At 42.2% G+C, this 19,323-nt stretch carries 14 protein-coding genes and 1 pseudogene; 3 read left to right on the top strand and 12 right to left on the bottom strand.

Going from position 1 to position 19,323, the window contains the following annotated elements; translation table 11 throughout:
* Nucleotides 1-921 precede the first annotated feature (921 nt).
* From FOF60_RS07235 to fdhD, 12 genes and pseudogenes are all read right to left on the bottom strand, one after another.
* Nucleotides 922-1,830 carry an NERD domain-containing protein gene (locus FOF60_RS07235; protein WP_192472949.1) on the bottom strand — a complete coding sequence of 303 codons (909 nt, stop codon included), beginning with the start codon at nucleotides 1,828-1,830 and terminating at the stop codon, nucleotides 922-924.
* Between the two features lie 250 nt (nucleotides 1,831-2,080).
* On the bottom strand, nucleotides 2,081-3,628 hold the full coding sequence (locus FOF60_RS07230; RefSeq protein ID WP_192472948.1) for a flotillin lipid rafts scaffold protein FloT: 1,548 nt from the start codon (nucleotides 3,626-3,628) through the stop codon (nucleotides 2,081-2,083).
* Between the two features lie 11 nt (nucleotides 3,629-3,639).
* A complete protein-coding gene (locus FOF60_RS07225; protein ID WP_192472947.1) occupies nucleotides 3,640-4,176 on the bottom strand; it encodes an NfeD family protein in 537 nt (178 codons plus the stop codon).
* A 178-nt stretch (nucleotides 4,177-4,354) separates the two neighbouring features.
* Nucleotides 4,355-4,966, bottom strand: a complete 612-nt coding sequence (locus FOF60_RS07220; RefSeq protein ID WP_192472946.1) for a sterol desaturase family protein — start codon at nucleotides 4,964-4,966, stop codon at nucleotides 4,355-4,357.
* A gap of 204 nt (nucleotides 4,967-5,170) precedes the next feature.
* Nucleotides 5,171-5,640: pseudogene (locus FOF60_RS07215) on the bottom strand (DinB family protein).
* A 219-nt stretch (nucleotides 5,641-5,859) separates the two neighbouring features.
* Nucleotides 5,860-6,549: a DUF975 family protein gene (locus tag FOF60_RS07210; RefSeq protein ID WP_192472945.1), complete on the bottom strand. Its 690-nt coding sequence runs from the start codon at nucleotides 6,547-6,549 to the stop codon at nucleotides 5,860-5,862.
* Between the two features lie 93 nt (nucleotides 6,550-6,642).
* Nucleotides 6,643-8,682 (bottom strand): putative bifunctional diguanylate cyclase/phosphodiesterase, encoded by a 2,040-nt coding sequence (locus tag FOF60_RS07205; protein WP_192472944.1) that lies wholly within the window; start codon nucleotides 8,680-8,682, stop codon nucleotides 6,643-6,645.
* Between the two features lie 291 nt (nucleotides 8,683-8,973).
* On the bottom strand, nucleotides 8,974-10,536 hold the full coding sequence (locus FOF60_RS07200) for a BCCT family transporter (RefSeq protein ID WP_192472943.1): 1,563 nt from the start codon (nucleotides 10,534-10,536) through the stop codon (nucleotides 8,974-8,976).
* Nucleotides 10,537-10,770: 234 nt separating this feature from the next.
* A complete protein-coding gene (locus FOF60_RS07195; protein WP_192472972.1) occupies nucleotides 10,771-11,493 on the bottom strand; it encodes an amino acid ABC transporter ATP-binding protein in 723 nt (240 codons plus the stop codon).
* Nucleotides 11,494-11,521: 28 nt separating this feature from the next.
* Nucleotides 11,522-12,181: an amino acid ABC transporter permease gene (locus FOF60_RS07190; RefSeq protein ID WP_041968211.1), complete on the bottom strand. Its 660-nt coding sequence runs from the start codon at nucleotides 12,179-12,181 to the stop codon at nucleotides 11,522-11,524.
* A gap of 107 nt (nucleotides 12,182-12,288) precedes the next feature.
* Nucleotides 12,289-13,044 (bottom strand): transporter substrate-binding domain-containing protein, encoded by a 756-nt coding sequence (locus FOF60_RS07185; protein ID WP_192472971.1) that lies wholly within the window; start codon nucleotides 13,042-13,044, stop codon nucleotides 12,289-12,291.
* Between the two features lie 533 nt (nucleotides 13,045-13,577).
* Nucleotides 13,578-14,366, bottom strand: a complete 789-nt coding sequence (gene fdhD, locus FOF60_RS07180; protein WP_192472942.1) for a formate dehydrogenase accessory sulfurtransferase FdhD — start codon at nucleotides 14,364-14,366, stop codon at nucleotides 13,578-13,580.
* Nucleotides 14,367-14,857: 491 nt separating this feature from the next.
* Between fdhD and FOF60_RS07175 the strand changes: the two genes are divergently transcribed.
* The 3 genes from FOF60_RS07175 to FOF60_RS07165 all read left to right on the top strand — a co-directional run bounded on the left by FOF60_RS07175 (nucleotide 14,858) and on the right by FOF60_RS07165 (nucleotide 19,321).
* Nucleotides 14,858-16,120: an L-lactate MFS transporter gene (locus FOF60_RS07175; RefSeq protein WP_192472941.1), complete on the top strand. Its 1,263-nt coding sequence runs from the start codon at nucleotides 14,858-14,860 to the stop codon at nucleotides 16,118-16,120.
* Nucleotides 16,121-16,472: 352 nt separating this feature from the next.
* Nucleotides 16,473-16,835 (top strand): Na-translocating system protein MpsC family protein, encoded by a 363-nt coding sequence (locus FOF60_RS07170; protein WP_192472940.1) that lies wholly within the window; start codon nucleotides 16,473-16,475, stop codon nucleotides 16,833-16,835.
* A 125-nt stretch (nucleotides 16,836-16,960) separates the two neighbouring features.
* On the top strand, nucleotides 16,961-19,321 hold the full coding sequence (locus tag FOF60_RS07165) for an FdhF/YdeP family oxidoreductase (protein ID WP_192472939.1): 2,361 nt from the start codon (nucleotides 16,961-16,963) through the stop codon (nucleotides 19,319-19,321).
* Nucleotides 19,322-19,323: the final 2 nt, after the last annotated feature.

Below are 19,323 nucleotides of genomic sequence, written 5' to 3'. Positions count from 1 at the left end.
ACAGCTTTGCTTGTTCCACCTTAATCCTGTCCAAACACTGGGCTACTTCGGACAGCTTTGCTTGTTCCGCCTGAAACCTGTCCGAACACTGGCTACTTCGACAGCTTTGCTGTTCTGCCTGAATCCTGTCCGAACACTGGGCTACTTCGGACAGCTTTGCTCGTTCCCCTGAAACCTGTCCGAACACTGGGCTACTTCGGACAGCTTTTGCTCGTTCCCCTGAATCCTGTCCGAACACTGGGCTACTTCGGACAGCTTTGCTTGTTTCGCCTGAAACCTGTCCGAACACTGGGCTACTTCGGACAGCTTTGCTTGTTCCGCCTCAATCCTGTCCAAACACAGGGCTACTTCGGACAGCTTTTGCTTGTTCTGCCTCAAACCTGTCCGAACAAGGGCTACTTCGACAGCTTTTGCTTGTTCTGCTCAAACCTGTCCGAACACAGGGCTACTTCAGACAGCTTTTGCTCGTTCCGCCTCAAACCTGTCCGAACACAAGGCTACTTCGGACAGCTTTTGCTTTATTCCCCCTGAATCCTGTCCGAACACTGGGCTACTTCGGACAGCTTTTGCTTGTTCTGCCTGAATCCTGTCCGAACACTGAGCTACTTCGGATAGCTTTTGCTCGTTCCCCCTGAATCCTGTCCGAACACTGGGCTACTTCAGATAGCTTTTACTCATTCCCCCTGAAACCTGTCCGAACACTGGGCTACTTCGGACAGCTTTTGCTTGTTCCGCCTGAAACCTGTCCGAACACTGGGCTACTTCAGACAGCTTTTGCTCGTTCCCCCTGAATACTGTCCGAACACAGGGCTACTTCGGTCAGGTTCTGATTGTTCCGTCTGAAACCTGTCCAAACCCTTGTACAATAACAATTATTGATGTAATAAAATGCAATTATAAGACCAGAAATGATTTATAGAATTATTCATAATAAGTATCACAAGTTCTACCAGTTGATACATAGTTCTTCTTTAAAGCTCTAGTTATTGTCTTCTTGCTAATTTTTGCTTGGCACCATTCATAAATAATCTGCGTAGTGATTTTAATTTCAGGAAAAAGCACTTTTATTTCTTGGATAAATCGTAGAATGGCTTGATCAATCCTTTCCTGTTTACCACATTTACCGCAGACTAAGTCATAGTTTTTAATCACAGTATTGAAAGAACCACAAGCCTTGCAATACATTCCCTTTTCCAATTGTTCATAATTGTATTCAGGTAGGTTGGTAAAAGGGTTCTTATCCTGATGTAATGAAAGCAATTTTTGGGCGAGTAATCTATGGCTTTCGTCCATCTTTGAAGGAGTATCGTTTAGTTCTCTTAAAAAGCGATTAATCTGGGTTGGTAAAATGATTGGCAGGTCCATTGGGGCTTGGTAGAGGGTGAATTCAGGGTTGTTGAAAACGACAGAAGCCTGGACGAGGTAATTAAATTTGAGGTTTTGAAGCAGTTGGCGAAAAAGTGTCTCGCTTCTCTTTAATTGTATGACTGGATTCTTGAACTCGCGGCCACTCTTCACGGAGTACAATTTATCCGATTCCAAGTAATAATCACCTTCGTGATATTTCACATCCAATAGATGAATGACGCCCGCAGAGATTATTACCTTATCAATTTGAAAATATGAATTATTTAACTGGAGTAGCAGGTCATCTATTATATACCTTTCCTCAGAGAGGTTTTCAGTCACCCGATCAAATTCAATCTCCCCTCTATACCCTTTTTCCAAATTCGCAAGATTGAATTTATCCTTTGCGGCCAACTCCATTCGTGTGTTCAGGTAGCGCAGTACTATCAATTCCTTTGATTCAGTTCTCTTTTTAAGTAACATAGTCCACTTCCTTTCTTTAAGCTTATTCTAATCCAAAAAGCATTTTTAATTTGTGAATATTTAGGTAACTTTTTCTGTTGGCTATTTAGAATCAAAGCAGCGAACCACGCATACTTCCAGATTCCAAGCCGTTTAAATCGTTACATAATAATTTAGAAGGCATTATCAATCGTAAATCTATAATTTGCCCACTTGAATGTAAATCCAAAAAAACGCCTGGAGCAAAAGCTCCAGACGGATTTTTTTCATTCTATTCTTCCTGCTTAATCACAGCTTCAATCCTGTTTTCAGTCTTGTTTTCGCGAATTTCGTCTGTCAGGGCATCGATACTGTGTCTTACGTTCGCTTTTCCTGAGAAGTTTTCGATTAGGTCTTTCACATCGATTCCTGATGATGCCTTAAGGGACTCTTGAAGTGTTGCCATTAAATTGGTCGCATAGCCGGTTACCTTGTTTGCTCCGCCGTTTGAGTCACTGCCGCCAGTATCGACAACGGTGATCTTATCAATGTTGCCAAGTGGCGCAGCAACTTGCTTCGCGTATTCAGGAAGCATTTTCAAGATCATATCGAGGATTGCGGCCTGGCCGAACTGTTCAAATGCTTCGGCGATCTTTTCTTTCGCTTCTGCTTCGGCTAGACCTTTCAGGCGGATGATTTCAGCTTCGGATTCACCCTTCGCCTTTTCTGCTTCCGCTTTCGCAAGACCATCCATACGGACTTTCTCTGCCTCGGCTTTAGCCATTGCTTCAATACGGTATTTATTCGCATCTGCTTCGGCAATTTGCTTCGCCTTATCGGCTGCTGCGGATTGCTCAACAGCATAGCGGTCAGCGTCAGCCTTCTTCTTGACTTCGGAATCATACTGGCGCTCACGGCGCAGAATTTCTTTTTCCTCGAGCTCGATTTGCTTTTGGCGCTCGATGATCTTAACCTGCATTTCCTGCTCTGTTACCTCTTGCTGAGCACGGGCGTTTTCCAAATCGTATGCCTGGTCAGCACGTGCTTTGGCAATATCCTGCTCGCGGCGGAATTCTGCCATTTTCAAACCATTAATCTTTTCGGCTTCAGCAATTTCAGTCGCACGTTCAAATTCCGCTTTCTTCGCTTCTTTATCTGCTTCCGCTTTCTTGATGCGTGTTTCTTTTTCCGCATCAGCAGTGGCGATATCGGCGTCACGCTTTACCTGGGCAATACGAGGTTTACCAAGTGAATCAAGGTAACCATTTTTATCTCGGACATCCTTGATTGTGAACGACACAATGACAAGTCCCATTTTTGCAAGGTCCTGTGATGCAACACGCTGAACTTCCTGCGAAAACTTATCACGGTTCTTATAGATTTCTTCTACAGTCATCGATCCGAGAATCGAACGTAAATGCCCTTCTAAAACTTCCTTCGCCTCATTCTCCCGGTCTTCTTTCGTTTTTCCAAGGAACTGCTCGGCTGCAGTTGCGATTTCACTGATAGAGCCGCCAATTTTGATGATTGCCGTTCCGTCAGCCATTACTGGCACTCCTTGCTCTGTGTAAACTTCCGGAGTGGTTACTTCAAGTTTACTTGAAAGCAGGCTTAATGGACGTGATTGCTGGAATACAGGGAAGATGAATGTACCGCCGCCCCTGATGATTTTTATTTTATTATTCGATTCATCCGTGTGCACATTGCGGCTTCCCAAAAAGCTGCCCGTTACAATCAGGGCCTCGTCTGGTCCAGCCGTTTTATATTTGGTGATGAAAACGGCTATCATAGCGATGACAAGGAAAACAACAAAACCAATAACAATAAACATAATATCCATACCTTTTCCCCCTAAATATAAGTCTCTAATTCTTCATACAACTTGACCTGCAGAACACCATTTTCAATATCGATGATCAGTACTTTTTTTCCATAAGGTATTTCTGTTTTTGTAAAACTGACTGCCGGCTTAGAGATGCGGCCGCTGATATTCTCGATCATGACTTCACCATAGCCGTCGACTGGAATACCAGTAATGACAGTTCCGATTCTCCCTCTTAAATCACTTTCTTTGTACACGAGCGATTCCTCGGCATTTGATAGTGGAATCAGCACAAACACATTCAGCAAAGTTACTAGAATAAGAGCAATAATTGCAGAAACAGCTGCAATCCAAATACTGTGCAGCTTTGTAAAAACTTCACCTAAATACCCGCCTGCTGTAAAAATCGCAACAAAGGAAAAAATTAAAGTTGGATTCACAAAAGGAATAGCTTCTGTCAGTCCCTCTAGGGCATCACCGAAAAACAAATAAATAATCGTAACTCCACCTGAAATGACCAACCCGTAAAAGTAAATCGTTTCTAATGGCATGCCAAACAGCTCCATTTTTACTCACCCCTTGCTAAGATGTACCAAGCACCCTCCCTTATTCCATTTATTTCTTGATATGTAATACGATTGTCATGTAAATAGGTTTCAAAAAAATGTAGAAATTTTGTTTTTTTCATCCAAAAAACAAATGAATAGCCTGATTGCCTTGAAAGGGAATCAGGCCAGTAACTGATTACATACGTTTTCCCAATGCCTTAGCCGTTCTGCTTGTTTCGACATTTTTTTCATCTTTAAAGGTCCCAAATAGAAAGTCGGCAAGCGGAGTACTGACTCCATACCAGAAATTTTCATTTTTATAGTGATGGAGAATATGAACTTTTTTCACCCAGCGACCGAATTTGGTCTTTGGTTTAATTGGCCGATGGGCAACATAATGCTTCCATTCATAGACCAATAGCATCGTCATGAGACCGGTTCCGAAAGCAATTGTCAGGTTGAAGCTATTAGAAACGAGATAAAAAAGATAAGACAGGACGAAAAAACCAGGAAGGCTGTACCACAAAGGCAGGAATAGAAGTTTTAAGTTATTAGGATCTGTATGATGATCATAGTGGATTCTTTTCATGAACCTTAGGAATAAAGGATTTTTCGGAGCTTTTATATGGAAAAAGAATCGGTGAGTAAAGTATTCGCTGAAAGCAAAGGTAACCATCCCAATAATGAAAAGTAAAAACATGTACCATGTAACCCCCATGAATAGAGATGTTCCGACTCCTGATAATATTAAAACAATTAAGATACTAATATCAGGAAAGAACAGAAAATCCTTATATAGTTTATTCATTTTACAGCCCCCTTATAGCTCGTTTAACTAATTATATATTATCTGACTATTCTATTAATATGAAAACCTGCAGATTGCTCCGCAGTCTCTGATAATTTATTTAGGCTCTTTTCTCAAACTTTGCTGCTATTGAATACAAAGTTGGATTTATTTCACGACGCGCACTTTTCCTTTACTGTATATCTTCTTAATTATCCTGATCTGTCATCGATGATTCAATTCATCCTCAAGGACATGGAACCATTTAAAATAATTGTTTCCCGGCTCGTTCCACCACCAGTTCGTCTGCTCAAACAACCATTCATCAGAAAGTGTCCGGAATGTACGATATGTATCTTCCCGTGCAGCCTGGAGGTCGGCAAGGTAATGTTCGAGAGGAAACCCTATGAATGCCGCTCTTCCTTTTTCACCAAGTTCTAGACCTGCTGCCAGGGCTTCTTCCTCTTCCACAGTTGGGTCCCTTTTCTCAAAAGTAACAATCTGATAGATTCTTTCAACGGCAGCCATATGTGCAAGCAGCATGCCAATCGAGTTTGCTTCATCATGAACGAGGAAATCCAGCTCCTCAATTGAGATTCCTTCACTTCTTCCAGGGTTGTAACACGCGCATAATCCATCATCGACACCAGGTGACCGAAAGTCGGACTGAACCCTTCTTTCTGATCGCCCAACATAACGTAGATCTGTCTATTTTCATATTTCCCCTCAATTCTTATCTTTCATGAACTAATAGTATTCGGCTTTTTCCACAATTATCCTTTAATCTTTTACAATTGTTATGAAATGGCATGATCAAGAGCATGACCACTCGCCCTGCCCCCCCAGGGAAATAGAGGAGAATACCTCTTCGGCAATAAAAAATCCCAGCTGAATATTAGCTGGGACTTTAAACATTAACTTTCCAAGTCAGCAGGCTCTGCCTCTTCATGGTCTTGCGGTGCAATCAATTCATTATAAAAAGTAGCATTAGCTGTACTGATGTACGGAGTCAGCCACAAGAAACCGATTCCTAAAGTAAAGATGGCAATGAAGACCCACCCTATAAAACTAAGATTCATCAGGAAATATTTCCACTTATAGCCCTTCATCCTGATTTTACTTTCTGTGATTGCTTCAAGTGCAGAGAGTTCAGGGTTATCCCTCAGCAGGAAAAACACTTGTGAATAAGAAATCCCTTTGATAATGCCTGGTATAATCAGCAGCAATGACCATAGTATCGTGAATATCCCTACAAGGATGGATGTTCCGATTAACTTCAGTGATAGCACCCATTCTTTATACACCAGAAAGACATCAGAAATCTTCGGGTCATTCCATCTCGCAATGACCAGGTAAAACCAGTAGCTGGCTACGGTCAGCGGGATGAATAAAAACGAGATAAATAGATTAACAATATCGGCAATTAAAGGGGTTTCAGTTTGGTTAGCCCACTGAGAAAATCCGCCGCTTAATATTATTTCTACAATCGACGGCACAATCGAAGTGACCAAAAAGACAATAAAAGTAAGAGCAACACCGATGCCCCACTTTCCTTTCAACGAAGCTAGAGACTTCTTTTTAATTTGTGAAATGGATAAATTCATTTACTTTTCTCCTCTGTTTTAGTTGTATCGCCATAAAAATGAAGATACCTCATTTATATTTTGAAATTATTAACAAATTCATGGAATATTTACTCAGACAGCAAGTTCGTTAAAACCATTCACCCAATCAACAAGCTCTCTGGCATCTAGCGGTTTAGAGTAATAATAACCTTGGATAATTGGATTATCGGAATTTGAGGATAGGAATTTCATCTGTTCTTCGTTTTCTACTCCCTCAATTACCACTTTCAGTTTCAACGAATGTCCAAGGCTAACGATTGCTTTCATAATTGCGGAATCCTTTTCTGATTGAGGTACATCGTCGACAAAGGACTTGTCAATTTTCATAGTCGAAATCGGCAACCGCTTTAAATAAGATAAGGATGATACCCCCGTCCCGAAATCATCCAGGGCAACAGTAAAACCAAATTCCTTGAAAGCACCTACTGCTCTTATTGCATCCTCTATCTGGTCAATTACACTCGTCTCTGTAATTTCAAGTTCGAGATACTTGCTGTGAATTTCATATTTTGACACGCTTTCTTTCAATGTTTCCATTAAGTGTGGGGAAGTGAAATAGGACCCTGGAATATTGATTGCTACTTTAAAAATTGGCAGATCTCGAGACTTCCAGGATTTGATTTGCTGGCACACATGGTCAATGAGCCAATCTGTCACTTCATGCATTTTCCCGTTTTCTTCAAGAATCGGTATGAAAATGCTTGGTGAAATCACCCCATGCACCGAATGCTTCCATCGCAGCAACGCTTCAACTCCAGATACTATCCGCGTACTGGAACATACTTTCGGCTGGTAAAGAACATAAAGTTCATTTTCTTGCATCGCCCTGTCAATATCCTGAATCAGATTCCGTTCAAATGCCAAGGTATGGATTTTTGGATCATATTCAATCACTGCATGATTAAATGCTGTGTTAGAATGCTGAATCACTGCCAATGTATTTGCAAATAGTTCAGCGCGGTCATTCCCTTCCGAAGAGGTTAAGGCACAAACCATTTCAATGACTAATTTCTTTTCATTAATGATCAATGGTTTTTTCATCATAGCCATAATTCTTTCCATGGAAATTTTCAGTGTTTCATTATCCCGTTCACTTTCTAGGATCACGGCAAACCGATTGCCTTCTATTCTGTAAAGTATACAGAACGCCGGCTTCATCTTGATAAGAATTTCACTTACTGCCTTTATGACTTCATCACCCACTTCATATCCATATCGTCTATTCCACTTTTCAAGTCCATGTATATGGATGATTGCCAGGCTGCCTGGTGAAGAGACAGAGAGCATTTTTTCAAACTGGCGTCTATTTGGCAGTCCGGTTAAAGAGTCGAAGTGATTCAAACGAAAATCGACATAACGGTCCAGCAAGCTGGATAATCCCGAAAGCCCCAAAATCACTCCAATTCCCAAAGTCACGGATACGATGAGCATTCTATAATTCAGATGATGTTCATGCGAAGGAGCCGGAAACACCTCTCCTTCCGTGTAAAAAACAACTGCCTCCATGCCTGTATAATGCATGCTGGCGACAGCTATTCCCATCAGTAAGGACGTGATCAGCTTAACAAAAAAGTTTCCCATGAATTTTTGCAGGCTTGTAAATATGTATAACGCAACATAGGAAACCAGGATGGCAATCATGATCGAAAGGATAAAAAGGAATGGACGATAAGCATATTTAATATCCATTTCCATTGCAGACATACCGATATAATGCATCAAAGCAATGCCAATCCCCATCGTAATGCCAGCAATCACTTGCGGCCAGCGAGTTGAATTCGTCCGATTTGAAATATAAAACGCCAGATATGACGCCATTACCGCTGGAAAAACAGATAAAACAGTCGCTGTAAGATTATATTGCATGGACACCGGAAGTCTAAAAGCACTCATGCCGATGAAATGCATAGCCCAAATTCCCATTCCCATTGCAATAGAAGCAAGGATCAGCCAAAAATTCCGCCCAAAAAAGCCATTCTTTCTAATCCTTTCGTTTAGTGAAAGGGCAGTAAAAGATGCGAGAAAAGCAATGACTATCGAAAGAAATACGATCGCCAGTGAATATTCTCCTTGAAAAATAACTATATCTTCTGGTTTTTGAGTTATAAACATGTTGGCAAACTTCCCTTAGTAGTTTTTTCATGATGGATATGGAAATTATATCGGCTAGCGGGAAGTTTTTTTTAGTCAGGAAATCACCGAAGACGATCCTTCAGCCACATTATCAAAAGGTGAGGCAGGTTAACCAATAATGCAACCCTTTCTTTCAATCCCCTTACGAACCACGCCACTATGAACCGGACGCTCTCCAAAATAAAACAGACTGCAGACATTCCCGCTTCTCATCCGGGTCTGTCTACAGTCTGAATCTGCATTTATGCTGTTATTTAAGATATGTTAACGTCACTTTTTATTTTTCTCAGGCTCCTTGCTCGCTGCCTTCTCTAATCTCCTGAATCTCCTTAAATCTGCCGGCCTTATTGGCAGTGGTTCTTTTTTCAGGAGTTTAAGAATCGCGAACATCAGCAGCAGAAGCAAGACTGTAAATGGAAGGGCGGCAATCAATGAAGCAGTCTGCAATGCTTCGAGCCCGCCAGCATATAGCAACACGGCAGATATGGCTGCCATTAGTGAACCCCAGACGATTTTCGCGAATCTTGGAGGGTTCAAACTTCCTGATGTCGTCATACTGGCAAGAATATAGGTAGCAGAGTCTGCAGATGTGACCAGGAAGGTGAAAATCAAAATAATCGATAAAATCGACAAAACTGACGTCATTGGCAGAACTTCAAAAGTTTTGAATAAAGCAGATGTTAAATCTTCATTTACTGCTGCAGCAATTCCTGTGTCGTAATTCAGGTCGTTCCATAAAGCTGTTCCACCGAAGGCTGCAATCCACAGGCAGGCAATTACAGGCGGAATCACCATGACTCCAAAAATATACTCCCTTATTGTCCTTCCCTTTGAAACACGGGCAACAAACGCTCCAACAAATGGAGACCACGCAATCGCCCATGCCCAGTAAAAGATTGTCCAATCCCTTGTCCAGGTTCCTTCCTGATATGGCTGAAGCCTCAGGCTGTATTGGATGAAATTCGCGAAATAATCACCAATTGCCAGTGTAAAGCTTTCCATGATAAAAACGGTAGGACCAGCTATCAATACGAATAACAAAAGCACAATCGCTATCCCGAGATTTAAGTTGCTGAGCATTGCAATCCCTTTATCAAGCCCGGTTGAAGATGAAATCATATAGGCAATGAAAATGACCAAAATAATGATCATTTGAATGCCAATCGAGTTTCCAGTATCGAACACAGCGTTCAAACCGCCATTCATCTGCAGGACACCAAGCCCGACAGATGTTGCAATCCCCATTACAGTTGCCACGACGGCCAGTGTATCAATTGTATTCTTGACTGCGGGTTTTGTGCCTGTAATCGGCTCAAGAGCTGTAGATACCAAACCGTTCCTTTGTTTGCGGAACTGAAGGAATCCGATTACTAATCCCACAATGGCAAAAACCGACCATTGGCTGACCCCCCAATGGAAGAATGAATAGCCCATTGCTACCCTGGCTGCATTCCTTGATTCTCCTTCGATATCCGCAAAAGGAGTGTTGAAAAAGTGGCTCATTGGTTCAGCAATTCCCCAGAAAACGAGCCCGGCACCAAAGCCGGCTGAGAAAAGCATGCCGATCCAGGTAAAGAAAGAAAACTCAGGCCGTTCCCCTTCACCACCAAGCCTGATGGCACCATATTTACTGACAGCCAATCCTATTAAAAATAACACAATAATAAATACTGCCAGCAAGTAAAACCAGCCAAAATTAACAGTTGTAAAACCAAATAACTCTCCAGCCACTGCACCAAACTTCTTTGGCACAATAGCCCCAACTACGACGAACAACAAAATCACCGCAGCTGACACTGAAAAAACAAAGTTCGATAAAATATTCTTGATCATGTCAGCCTCCAATAAATATGCATTTTTCAATAAATGTAAACAAATTTTATGCACCTTCAATGTAAGGAATTAAATTGGAAGAGGAGGAAGATCTCATGACATATTGCCATGTAATTATTCTGCAATCTTTTTCCTTCAATTATCCATCGTGAAACAAGGTTTACCTTCATCCACGTAAAACTTAGCTCCTAATAAGTTAAAAATGAACGCTTAGAGAACCTAAGCGTCCACTCATTAAAATGTTTTGCTTAAAAACTCACGTGTACGTTCCTCGACTGGGTTTTCAAATATTTCCTCTGGATGACCTACTTCTACAATCCGGCCTCCGTGCATATAGACAACCCAATCTGCTACTTCGCGGGCAAAGCCCATTTCGTGGGTAACGACTACCATTGTCATGCCTTCTTCTGCAAGTTCCTTCATGGTCGCCAATACTTCCCCGACCAGTTCCGGGTCAAGTGCGGATGTAGGTTCATCGAAGAGCATGATATCAGGCTTCATCGCCAGTGCTCTTGCAATTGCCACCCGCTGCTTCTGGCCGCCGGAAAGCTTGGAAGGATAGACCTTTTCTTTATCTGCGAGGCCAACTTTCCCCAGCAGCTCTCTTGCTTCCTTGATCGCCTGCGACCTGCTCACACCTTTTACATGGACTGGTGCCTCGATAATATTCTCAATCACATTTTTATGTGGAAACAGGTTAAAGTGCTGAAAAACCATGCCAATTTTCTGGCGCACTTCGTTCAGGTCATGTGATTCTGCGTTAATTTCTTCTCCTTCAACAATGATTTGCCCATTGTCCTTGATTTCCAGGAAGTTCAGGCAGCGCAGCAAGGTACTTTTTCCAGATCCACTGGCACCTATCAAGCACACAACGTCGCTTTCTTTTACCGTTATATCAACATCCTTCAATACATGAAGGTCGCCAAATGATTTATTCAGTTTCTTCACATTGATCATATCTCTTCCGTCCAAAACAAATTCCCCCTTAATCACTTACCGAAAGTTTCTTCTCAAGCAGTCCAACCAAAGCAGATATCAAGTAAACAAGGAATAGATAGTACACAGCAACAATAAGCAGGTACGTCATATTGTCAAAGTCGTTTGCACCTTTTGTTGTTGCAACATTGAATAATTCATACATTCCGATAAAAGCTGCTAATGATGAATCCTTGAGGCCAATGATGAACTGATTCCCAAGTGGCGGCAGGGCGCGGCGGAATGCTTGTGGAAGGATGATTCTCCGCATTGTCAGAACTCTGCTCATTCCCAGTGAACGGCCAGCTTCCATTTGTCCCTTGTCAATAGACTGGATTGTTCCCCTGAAAATTTCCGCGATATAGGCTCCATTATGGAACGCTAATCCAAGGGCAACGGACCAGAAAGCAGAGATGTTTAAATTGGTCATTCCAAAGTAGAAAATAAAGATCTGGACGATCAATGGGGTTCCTCTGACCAAATAGATATAGGCATTTGCAATCCATTCCAACACTTTAATGCCAGAGATTTTAAGAAAGGCAAAAAACAATCCTATAAAAATAGCAATTAAGATTGATACTGCTGTAACTTGCAATGTGAGTAGCATGCCTTTGAGGAATATATCATACGTGTCAAAAAAGACTTCTATAACATGCGATAGACTTGGCAAAATTCATTCAACTCCCTGTGGGCTCTATTATCGTTCTAGGTAAACATCATTTTTAAGCAGAAACGAATGTGCAGTAATACCGCACATTCGCTCCAGATGACAACTTATTACTCCGGTTTAGCTGTAATGTCTTCACCGAAATATTTTTCACTGATTTCTTTCAACGTTCCATTTTCTCTTAAAGTTTCCAATGCCTCGTTGACTTTCTCCAGTAATTCATCGTTGTCTTGGGCTACGGCAATTGCCTGCTCGCTTCGGCCAAGAAGCTCTTTGCCTTCAATTTCAAGACCAGCACCAATTGCTTCTTTCCCTGTAATAAAGTCCGTTATAACAGCGTCGTGCCTTCCGTTGGCTAGCGCTTCTAAAGCAGTTACGTCACTGTCATAAAGCACAATATTATTTGTCACTTCTTCAGCAGTCTTTGCATAGGTAGAACCTTTTGAAACAGCAATTTCCAGTCCCTCAAGGTCGGCGAGTTTTTCAGCATCGCTGTCTGGTCTTACGAAAATTTGAGGTCCTGAATAGTAGTATGGTGTGGAGAAATCCACGTGCTTCAAGCGATCTTCGTTAATGGTATGGCTGGCAACAGCTGCATCGAAACGCCCTGACTTGACACCTTCTACGATACTAGCAAACTTGAACTTTTTCTGGTTTGGTTCCAAACCGATTTCCTTTGCCACTGCTTCGGCAACATCGATGTCAAAACCACTCATCTTGCCTGATCCGTCTGTTACGCTGAATGGCTTGAATTCACCAGAAGAAGCGAAAGTGAACTTGCCATCCTCAGCCAACTTCATGCCGCCGTCACCGGATGCCTTTTCATCACTGCCACACGCAGCCAGGAGACCTGCAATGGTCACCATTAAAATGAATAAAGTTAAAATTTTCTTCACTGTTTAAAACTCCCCCTCATAATCTATACTTCTTTAATATTTATTCTGTTAAACGGCCCTTATAACCTATGTATAAAAAACCGCAACATTCGCCCTAAAGCTTTAATACCCACTTCTCAAACATTTAAACTATTAATTTCGGAATTCATTCATATTTCCTATTTCTCTAAATATTGCTCCTGGATGTGAATATTTGTTTATGAAGATAATTGTAACAATATTGTAATATTCAATCAAAACGTAAATTATCTGATAATTCACGAAATACTCCTATATGCAAGGCTCTCGTCTACTCAGCTAATCGAGCCTCTCTTTTCCCGGCATATCCTCTGGTATACTCCGTATTCTTGCTTGTCCGACATGATTCCTGAAAAAAATACATTATACTAAGAAAAGCCAGAAACCGAATACGGTCCCTGGCTTTTAGTCCTTTTGTTCTAATGAAAACTAATCAAAAATATATACTTTGCTTTTAAGATATAAATATTTGACTAAAGAAGAAGTTAATCAATAATTCTTTCTGGACAGGAATACACATTAAAGGATTTTCCCCGGATAAACCCTACAGCAGTGATATTTAAATCCTTTGCCAATTTGATTGCAAGGTCTGTTGGCGCAGATTTAGACAGGACGATTCCTACCCCGATCTTCGCAGCCTTTAATAGTACTTCTGAAGAAATCCTGCCACTAAATACTATGATTTTATTTCGTACTGGCACTCTATTGAGAATGCTATATCCATATAATTTATCCAGTGCATTATGTCGTCCAATATCCGTGCGCACTGCGATCATTTCATCAGGTGAACAAAGAGCTGCGTTATGTACCCCTCCAGTTTCCATAAAAACCTGGGAGCTGTTCTGCATCTGATTCATCAGTGCAATGCTTTGAGTCGCTGATATGGTTGTATTGGACATAGAGGTTTTTGCTGTCCTGGCATCATTGTGAAAATAAAATTGACGGCTCTTCCCGCAGCAGGATCCAATAAAGCGTTTTGAATAATACTCCTGGTTTGTCGTCATAGTCACTTTTAGCATAACGTAGGCATACCCTCTGCTTTCATCAATGCTAAGTGAATGAATGTCATTGTAGGAACGGATAACCCCTTCAGATGCAAGGAATCCGACAACCATTTCCTCAAAGTGTGTAGGAGTGCAAACCATGGTTGCAAACTCCATGTCATTTACATAGATGGTTAATGGGAACTCATTTACGATGACATCCTCTACATCCTGGAATTGTCCATCCTGATATTTTGTTATGGTATATTTATCACTCATATTTTCTAACATAGTCGTCACCTGGAATTTTAAGAATTTGAGAATACTTAAAATCTAAACACAATCTTTTCTTTTTCACAAGAAAAATTTACAACACACTCATAGTGTAAAATTGAGTTAGCAACCTAAAATCTATTGCATCTGAAGTTCTAAGATGATAAAATTTTCCCGAAGTTCACTATTCTGTCACATTTTGATTCGAGATAGCGATCCTGTCGTCGGTTAAGGTGTAATGGAAATGTAAGCGATTAACTGTTGGTCCGTAAGTAGCGATACCTGCTTAGTACTAACCGTCAATTTTTCTGTCAATGTCCGTTTTTTATGGCGGGCTTGGAAAGATTGACGGTTTTCTGTTTTTTCAAGGTGCTCGCTCTGTAAGAAAACGGCAATAGAATACATATCGTACTTGGAATCAAGAGTTTTGCAGTTTAAGAGATTCCAGCCACTTCATTGTTGCAGTCATTGGTCATGTGCAAAAACAAACAAAGTAAAGGGGAAAAAGCATGAAAAAAACGAAGAATCGATGGCTTATTGCAGCCTCAGCAGTGGGAATTCATATTTCCATTGGGTCTGTATATGCCTGGAGCAACTTTACGAACCCATTAATCGAGGAGTTCGGCTGGACTTCCAAGCAAGTACAATTTACATTCAGCCTTGCCATTTTATTTTTAGGATTATCCGCAGCGTTCCTCGGGCATTTTGTTGAAAAACACGGTCCAAGAAAAGCCGGACTCCTGGCAGCAGCCTTTTTCGGAGCAGGTATTTTAGGCTCAGGACTGGCGGTCAATCTCGGTTCATTGCCATTATTGTATGTTACTTATGGTGTTTTAGGCGGAATCGGTCTGGGAGTCGGATATATAGCCCCGGTTTCCACTTTGGTAAAATGGTTCCCAGACAGACGTGGGCTTGCCACAGGACTTGCCATCATGGGATTTGGATTTGCAGCAGCGATCAGCAGCCCAATCATGGATTCTCTGATTAAATCTGTAGGAACTGCCAATACATTTTACATTCTCGGTGCAGCTTATTTTATTATCATGACACTGTCGTCCCTTTACCTCGAAAGGCCTCCTGTTGATTGGGCACCAAAAGGCTTTAAGGAAAAAGCTGAATCAGGAAAAGTGAAAGTCAAGAAAGACCTTTCCCAGCTGACAGCCAATGAAGCAATAAAAACTTCACGTTTTTACTATCTTTGGGTGATGCTGTTCATCAATGTTACTTGCGGAATCGCCATCCTTTCAGCTGCAAAACCGTTAGCAGAAGAAAGTGTTGGTCTATCGACAGCAGAGGCAGCTGCACTTGTAGGTGTTTTAGGTCTATTCAACGGCTTTGGACGAATTGCATGGGCTTCGATTTCTGACTATATCGGCCGCCCCAACACATACACAATTTTCTTTGCAACACAGATTGTCTTGTTCATGCTGCTGCCGCATACAAAGGAAGCCTTTCTATTCCAGGTAATGCTTGCGGTAGTTTACACAATGTATGGCGGGGGTTTTGCAGCCATTCCAGCATTCATCGGTGACATATTTGGAACAAAACAGCTCGGTGCGATACACGGCTATATCCTGACTGCATGGGCAGCTGCAGGATTGGCTGGACCAATGTTCGCAGCCTGGATGAAAGACACTACAGGAAGCTATGCAACAAGCTTAACGTTCTTCAGCGGACTGTTCGTTGTTGCGCTGGCGGTGTCCATTCTAATCCGCCGCGACATCAATAAGCTACGAAAACAAAATGAAGCTAATGAAAGACTAGCTGGTTAATGCCTTAAAAATTATCTGAAGAATTATATATAATTTTAAGAATTGTCTAGCTCAAGCGCCTAGCCCCTCGAGTCGCTTGTCTAGCTACGGCTCCTGACTCCTCGAGACGTTTCGGTCCTGCCAATGAAGTCAAAGAACGACTTCACTGTCATGCCCTCCAACGCTTGTCGGAGTTGGGCAGTCGCCTATACATTTCGAATTCGGTCCGCCCAATGAAGTCAAAGAACGACTTCACCGGTCGGCCCTCCAGCGCTTGTCGGGGCTGACCAAGGCGGTTGCGCTTTTCTAATTGCCTCTCAATATGGTAAAATACCTATCGTCTTATAACCTGTATAGATAACAGGAGGATAATATGAATAAATACGAGGCAGAATTCAGCAATCTGGTCCGATCCTTTCGCAAAAAGCATATGGGCAAAGGGCCAAGCAAAATAACCACTACCTTCTGTAAGAAATGGGCCATCTGCGAAATGGAAGGAAACCTTTCACCTGTAGAAAAATTCATTGCATCAGCCAATGAAGGAAAACAGGCACTTAGGGCGGCCAGAACAGAAATGGTCAAAGAAATGTACCGAAAGAATCCTCCAGAAGAAATGGAAGAGTTTCTCGGCTGCAAGTTGGTAGAACTTTTTGTAGATATAGATATCGATCGTGATTTTGGAATGTCCATCTTTGTTTTTGATGAGGACATTCAAGAAAAATTCTGTAACTTATAAGGTATGGCACTTGGCAGCGACCCTGCTAAAGACTAACCACCGTTAGAACCTGGAGCATCGGCTTCGGGTTTACGGTGGTTTTTTTTATAGACTTAAAAGATTGTTATAAATGGGAGTGTTTCAAATTGGGTAAAACAAAACATCCAGGACCACAGAAAAAAGCGGCTATGCCTGCACCAAAGCACTGGGTAAGTCCAATTCCTTTCGGGCTTGGCAAGGTGAAGCCGAAACATATAAGAGATACCATGAAAACCCTTTGGGACAATCGGGATAACTTCGGCTACGCGACCAACATCCTGACCAAAGGAGTATGTGATGGATGTGCATTAGGTGTATCAGGCTTGCAAGACCAGACCTTGACAGGCCCGCATATTTGTACGACAAGATTGAATGTCCTTAGACTGAATACTGCCGGGGCAATAAAGCCGGAAATTCTTCATGCTGATATAGATGAACTAAGAAAATATGACAGCACCCAGCTGCGTAAACTGGGACGCATCCCCTATCCAATGATCCGCAGGAAGGGTGAGCGCAAGTTTTCCCGAATTTCCTGGGATGATGCAATGGATATGGTTGCAGAGAAAGCGAAAAAGCTGGATCCGAAACAGTACGCTTTTTACCTGACAAGCCGAGGGATTACAAATGAATCTTACTATGTAGCCGGAAAAGTCTCCCGCTTTCTTGGCACGAACAATATTGACAATGCAAGCCGGATTTGCCATTCGCCTTCAAAAACAGCATTAAAACGCTCGATTGGCGTTGGTGCTTCCACTTCTAATTACCAGGACTGGATTGGCACTGATGTCTTGTTGTTCTGGGGCAGTGTGGCATCGAACAGCTCTCCTGTATCGTCGAAATATATGCTGGAAGCAAAGAAGAAAGGAACAAAAATCATTGTTGTAAACCCATATAAAGAGCCTGCAATGGATGAGTACTGGATTCCTTCAAATCCAGAATCTGCTCTTTTTGGCACGAAAATCGCAGATGATTTTTACCAGGTCAATATCGGTGGTGACATTGCCTTCATGCATGGGATCATGAAGCACTGGTTTGATATGGAGGAAATCAAGCACGGTTCAGCCATCAATCATCAATTTGTACAAGAGCATGTGAATGGTTTTGAGCAATTGAAAGCGAAGGTCCAGGAGCAAGAATGGGAAGATATTGTCACATCTTCCGGTATTTCTAAAGAACGCATTATCGAGTTGGCGGAACTGCTCGCTAACAGCAAGAATGCCGTTTATGCCTGGGCACTTGGTTTGACGATGCATTCATTCGCTACAGACAATATTTCACAAGTGGCAAACCTTGCGCTGCTCAGAGGACACCTTGGCCGAAAGTACGCAGGCCTGATGCCTTTCCGCGGACACTCTTCTGTTCAGGGCAGCGGTGAAATGGGTGCGGATCCTTTCGTTCTTCCAGGCGGAGATTTTTATGGAGAAAATATTAAACGAATTGAGGATCTATGGGGATTCGAACTTCCGGATTGGCAAGGCGATATTGTCGGAGTAACTCTTGAGAATATTTTGCTTCCTGAAGAGCATGAACGCAAAATCAAAATGTATTACTTATCTGGAGGCAATTTCCTTGAAACGATGCCAGACCCACACTTTGTGGAAAAAGCATTGTCCGAACTCGAGATTCGTGTTCATCAGGATATCATCCTGAATACTTCTACCCTTGTTGATGCAAAGGAAGCCGTCATTGTCCTCCCTGCGAAGACTCGTTATGAGCAGGAAGGCGGCGGAACATCCACTTCAACTGAGCGAATGGTTTATTTTAGCCCGGAAATTGAAGGCAACAAGAATCAGGTTGAAGAAGCTCGCGCTGAGTGGAAAATCTACATTGATTTAGCTAAGCGGGTAAAGCCTGAGACTTCCCATTTGGTTGATTTTAAAGATGCACAGGAGATACGGAATGAAATCGCACTGGCGAATCCTAATTATGATGGAATACAACATCTTAAAAAAGCAGGAGATGTGTTCCAATGGGGCGGCGCCTGGTTATGTGAGGATGGAATCTGCCCTACTTCTGACGGAAAAGGAAACCTGATTTCAGTTGATATTCCTGAACTCGGTAAAAAGGAAGGACAATTCATCGTTACTTCCCGCCGTGGAAAGCAATTCAATTCCATGGTCTACAATGAAGTAGATCCTCTTAACGGTGCCGGGCGCTATGATGTGCTGATGAATGCAGAAGACGCACAGGACCTTAGCATTGCCGAAGGTGAAGGAATTGTCCTATACAATGGCTTCGGTGTCTTCCAGGGCAGAGCTAAATTCGTAGACATTTCACGGAGCAACGTCCAGGTCCACTTCCCTGAAGGAAACTTCCTTCTCCCAAGAGGACGCTATGAAAAATACGCCGGTATCCCAGATTTCAACATCACTGTCACACTGGAAAAAGCTGACCGCTTCAACGCCCGAAAAGACGTCGAACACCACGAAAAACGCATTGAAGACGATGAACTTGATGCACCAGCATAAAT

Source organism: Mesobacillus jeotgali (assembly GCF_014856545.2).
Taxonomy (GTDB): Bacteria; Bacillota; Bacilli; order Bacillales; family Cytobacillaceae; genus Mesobacillus.
Note: the sequence above shows the minus strand (reverse complement) of the source record. Positions and strands in the feature narration are given on the sequence as shown.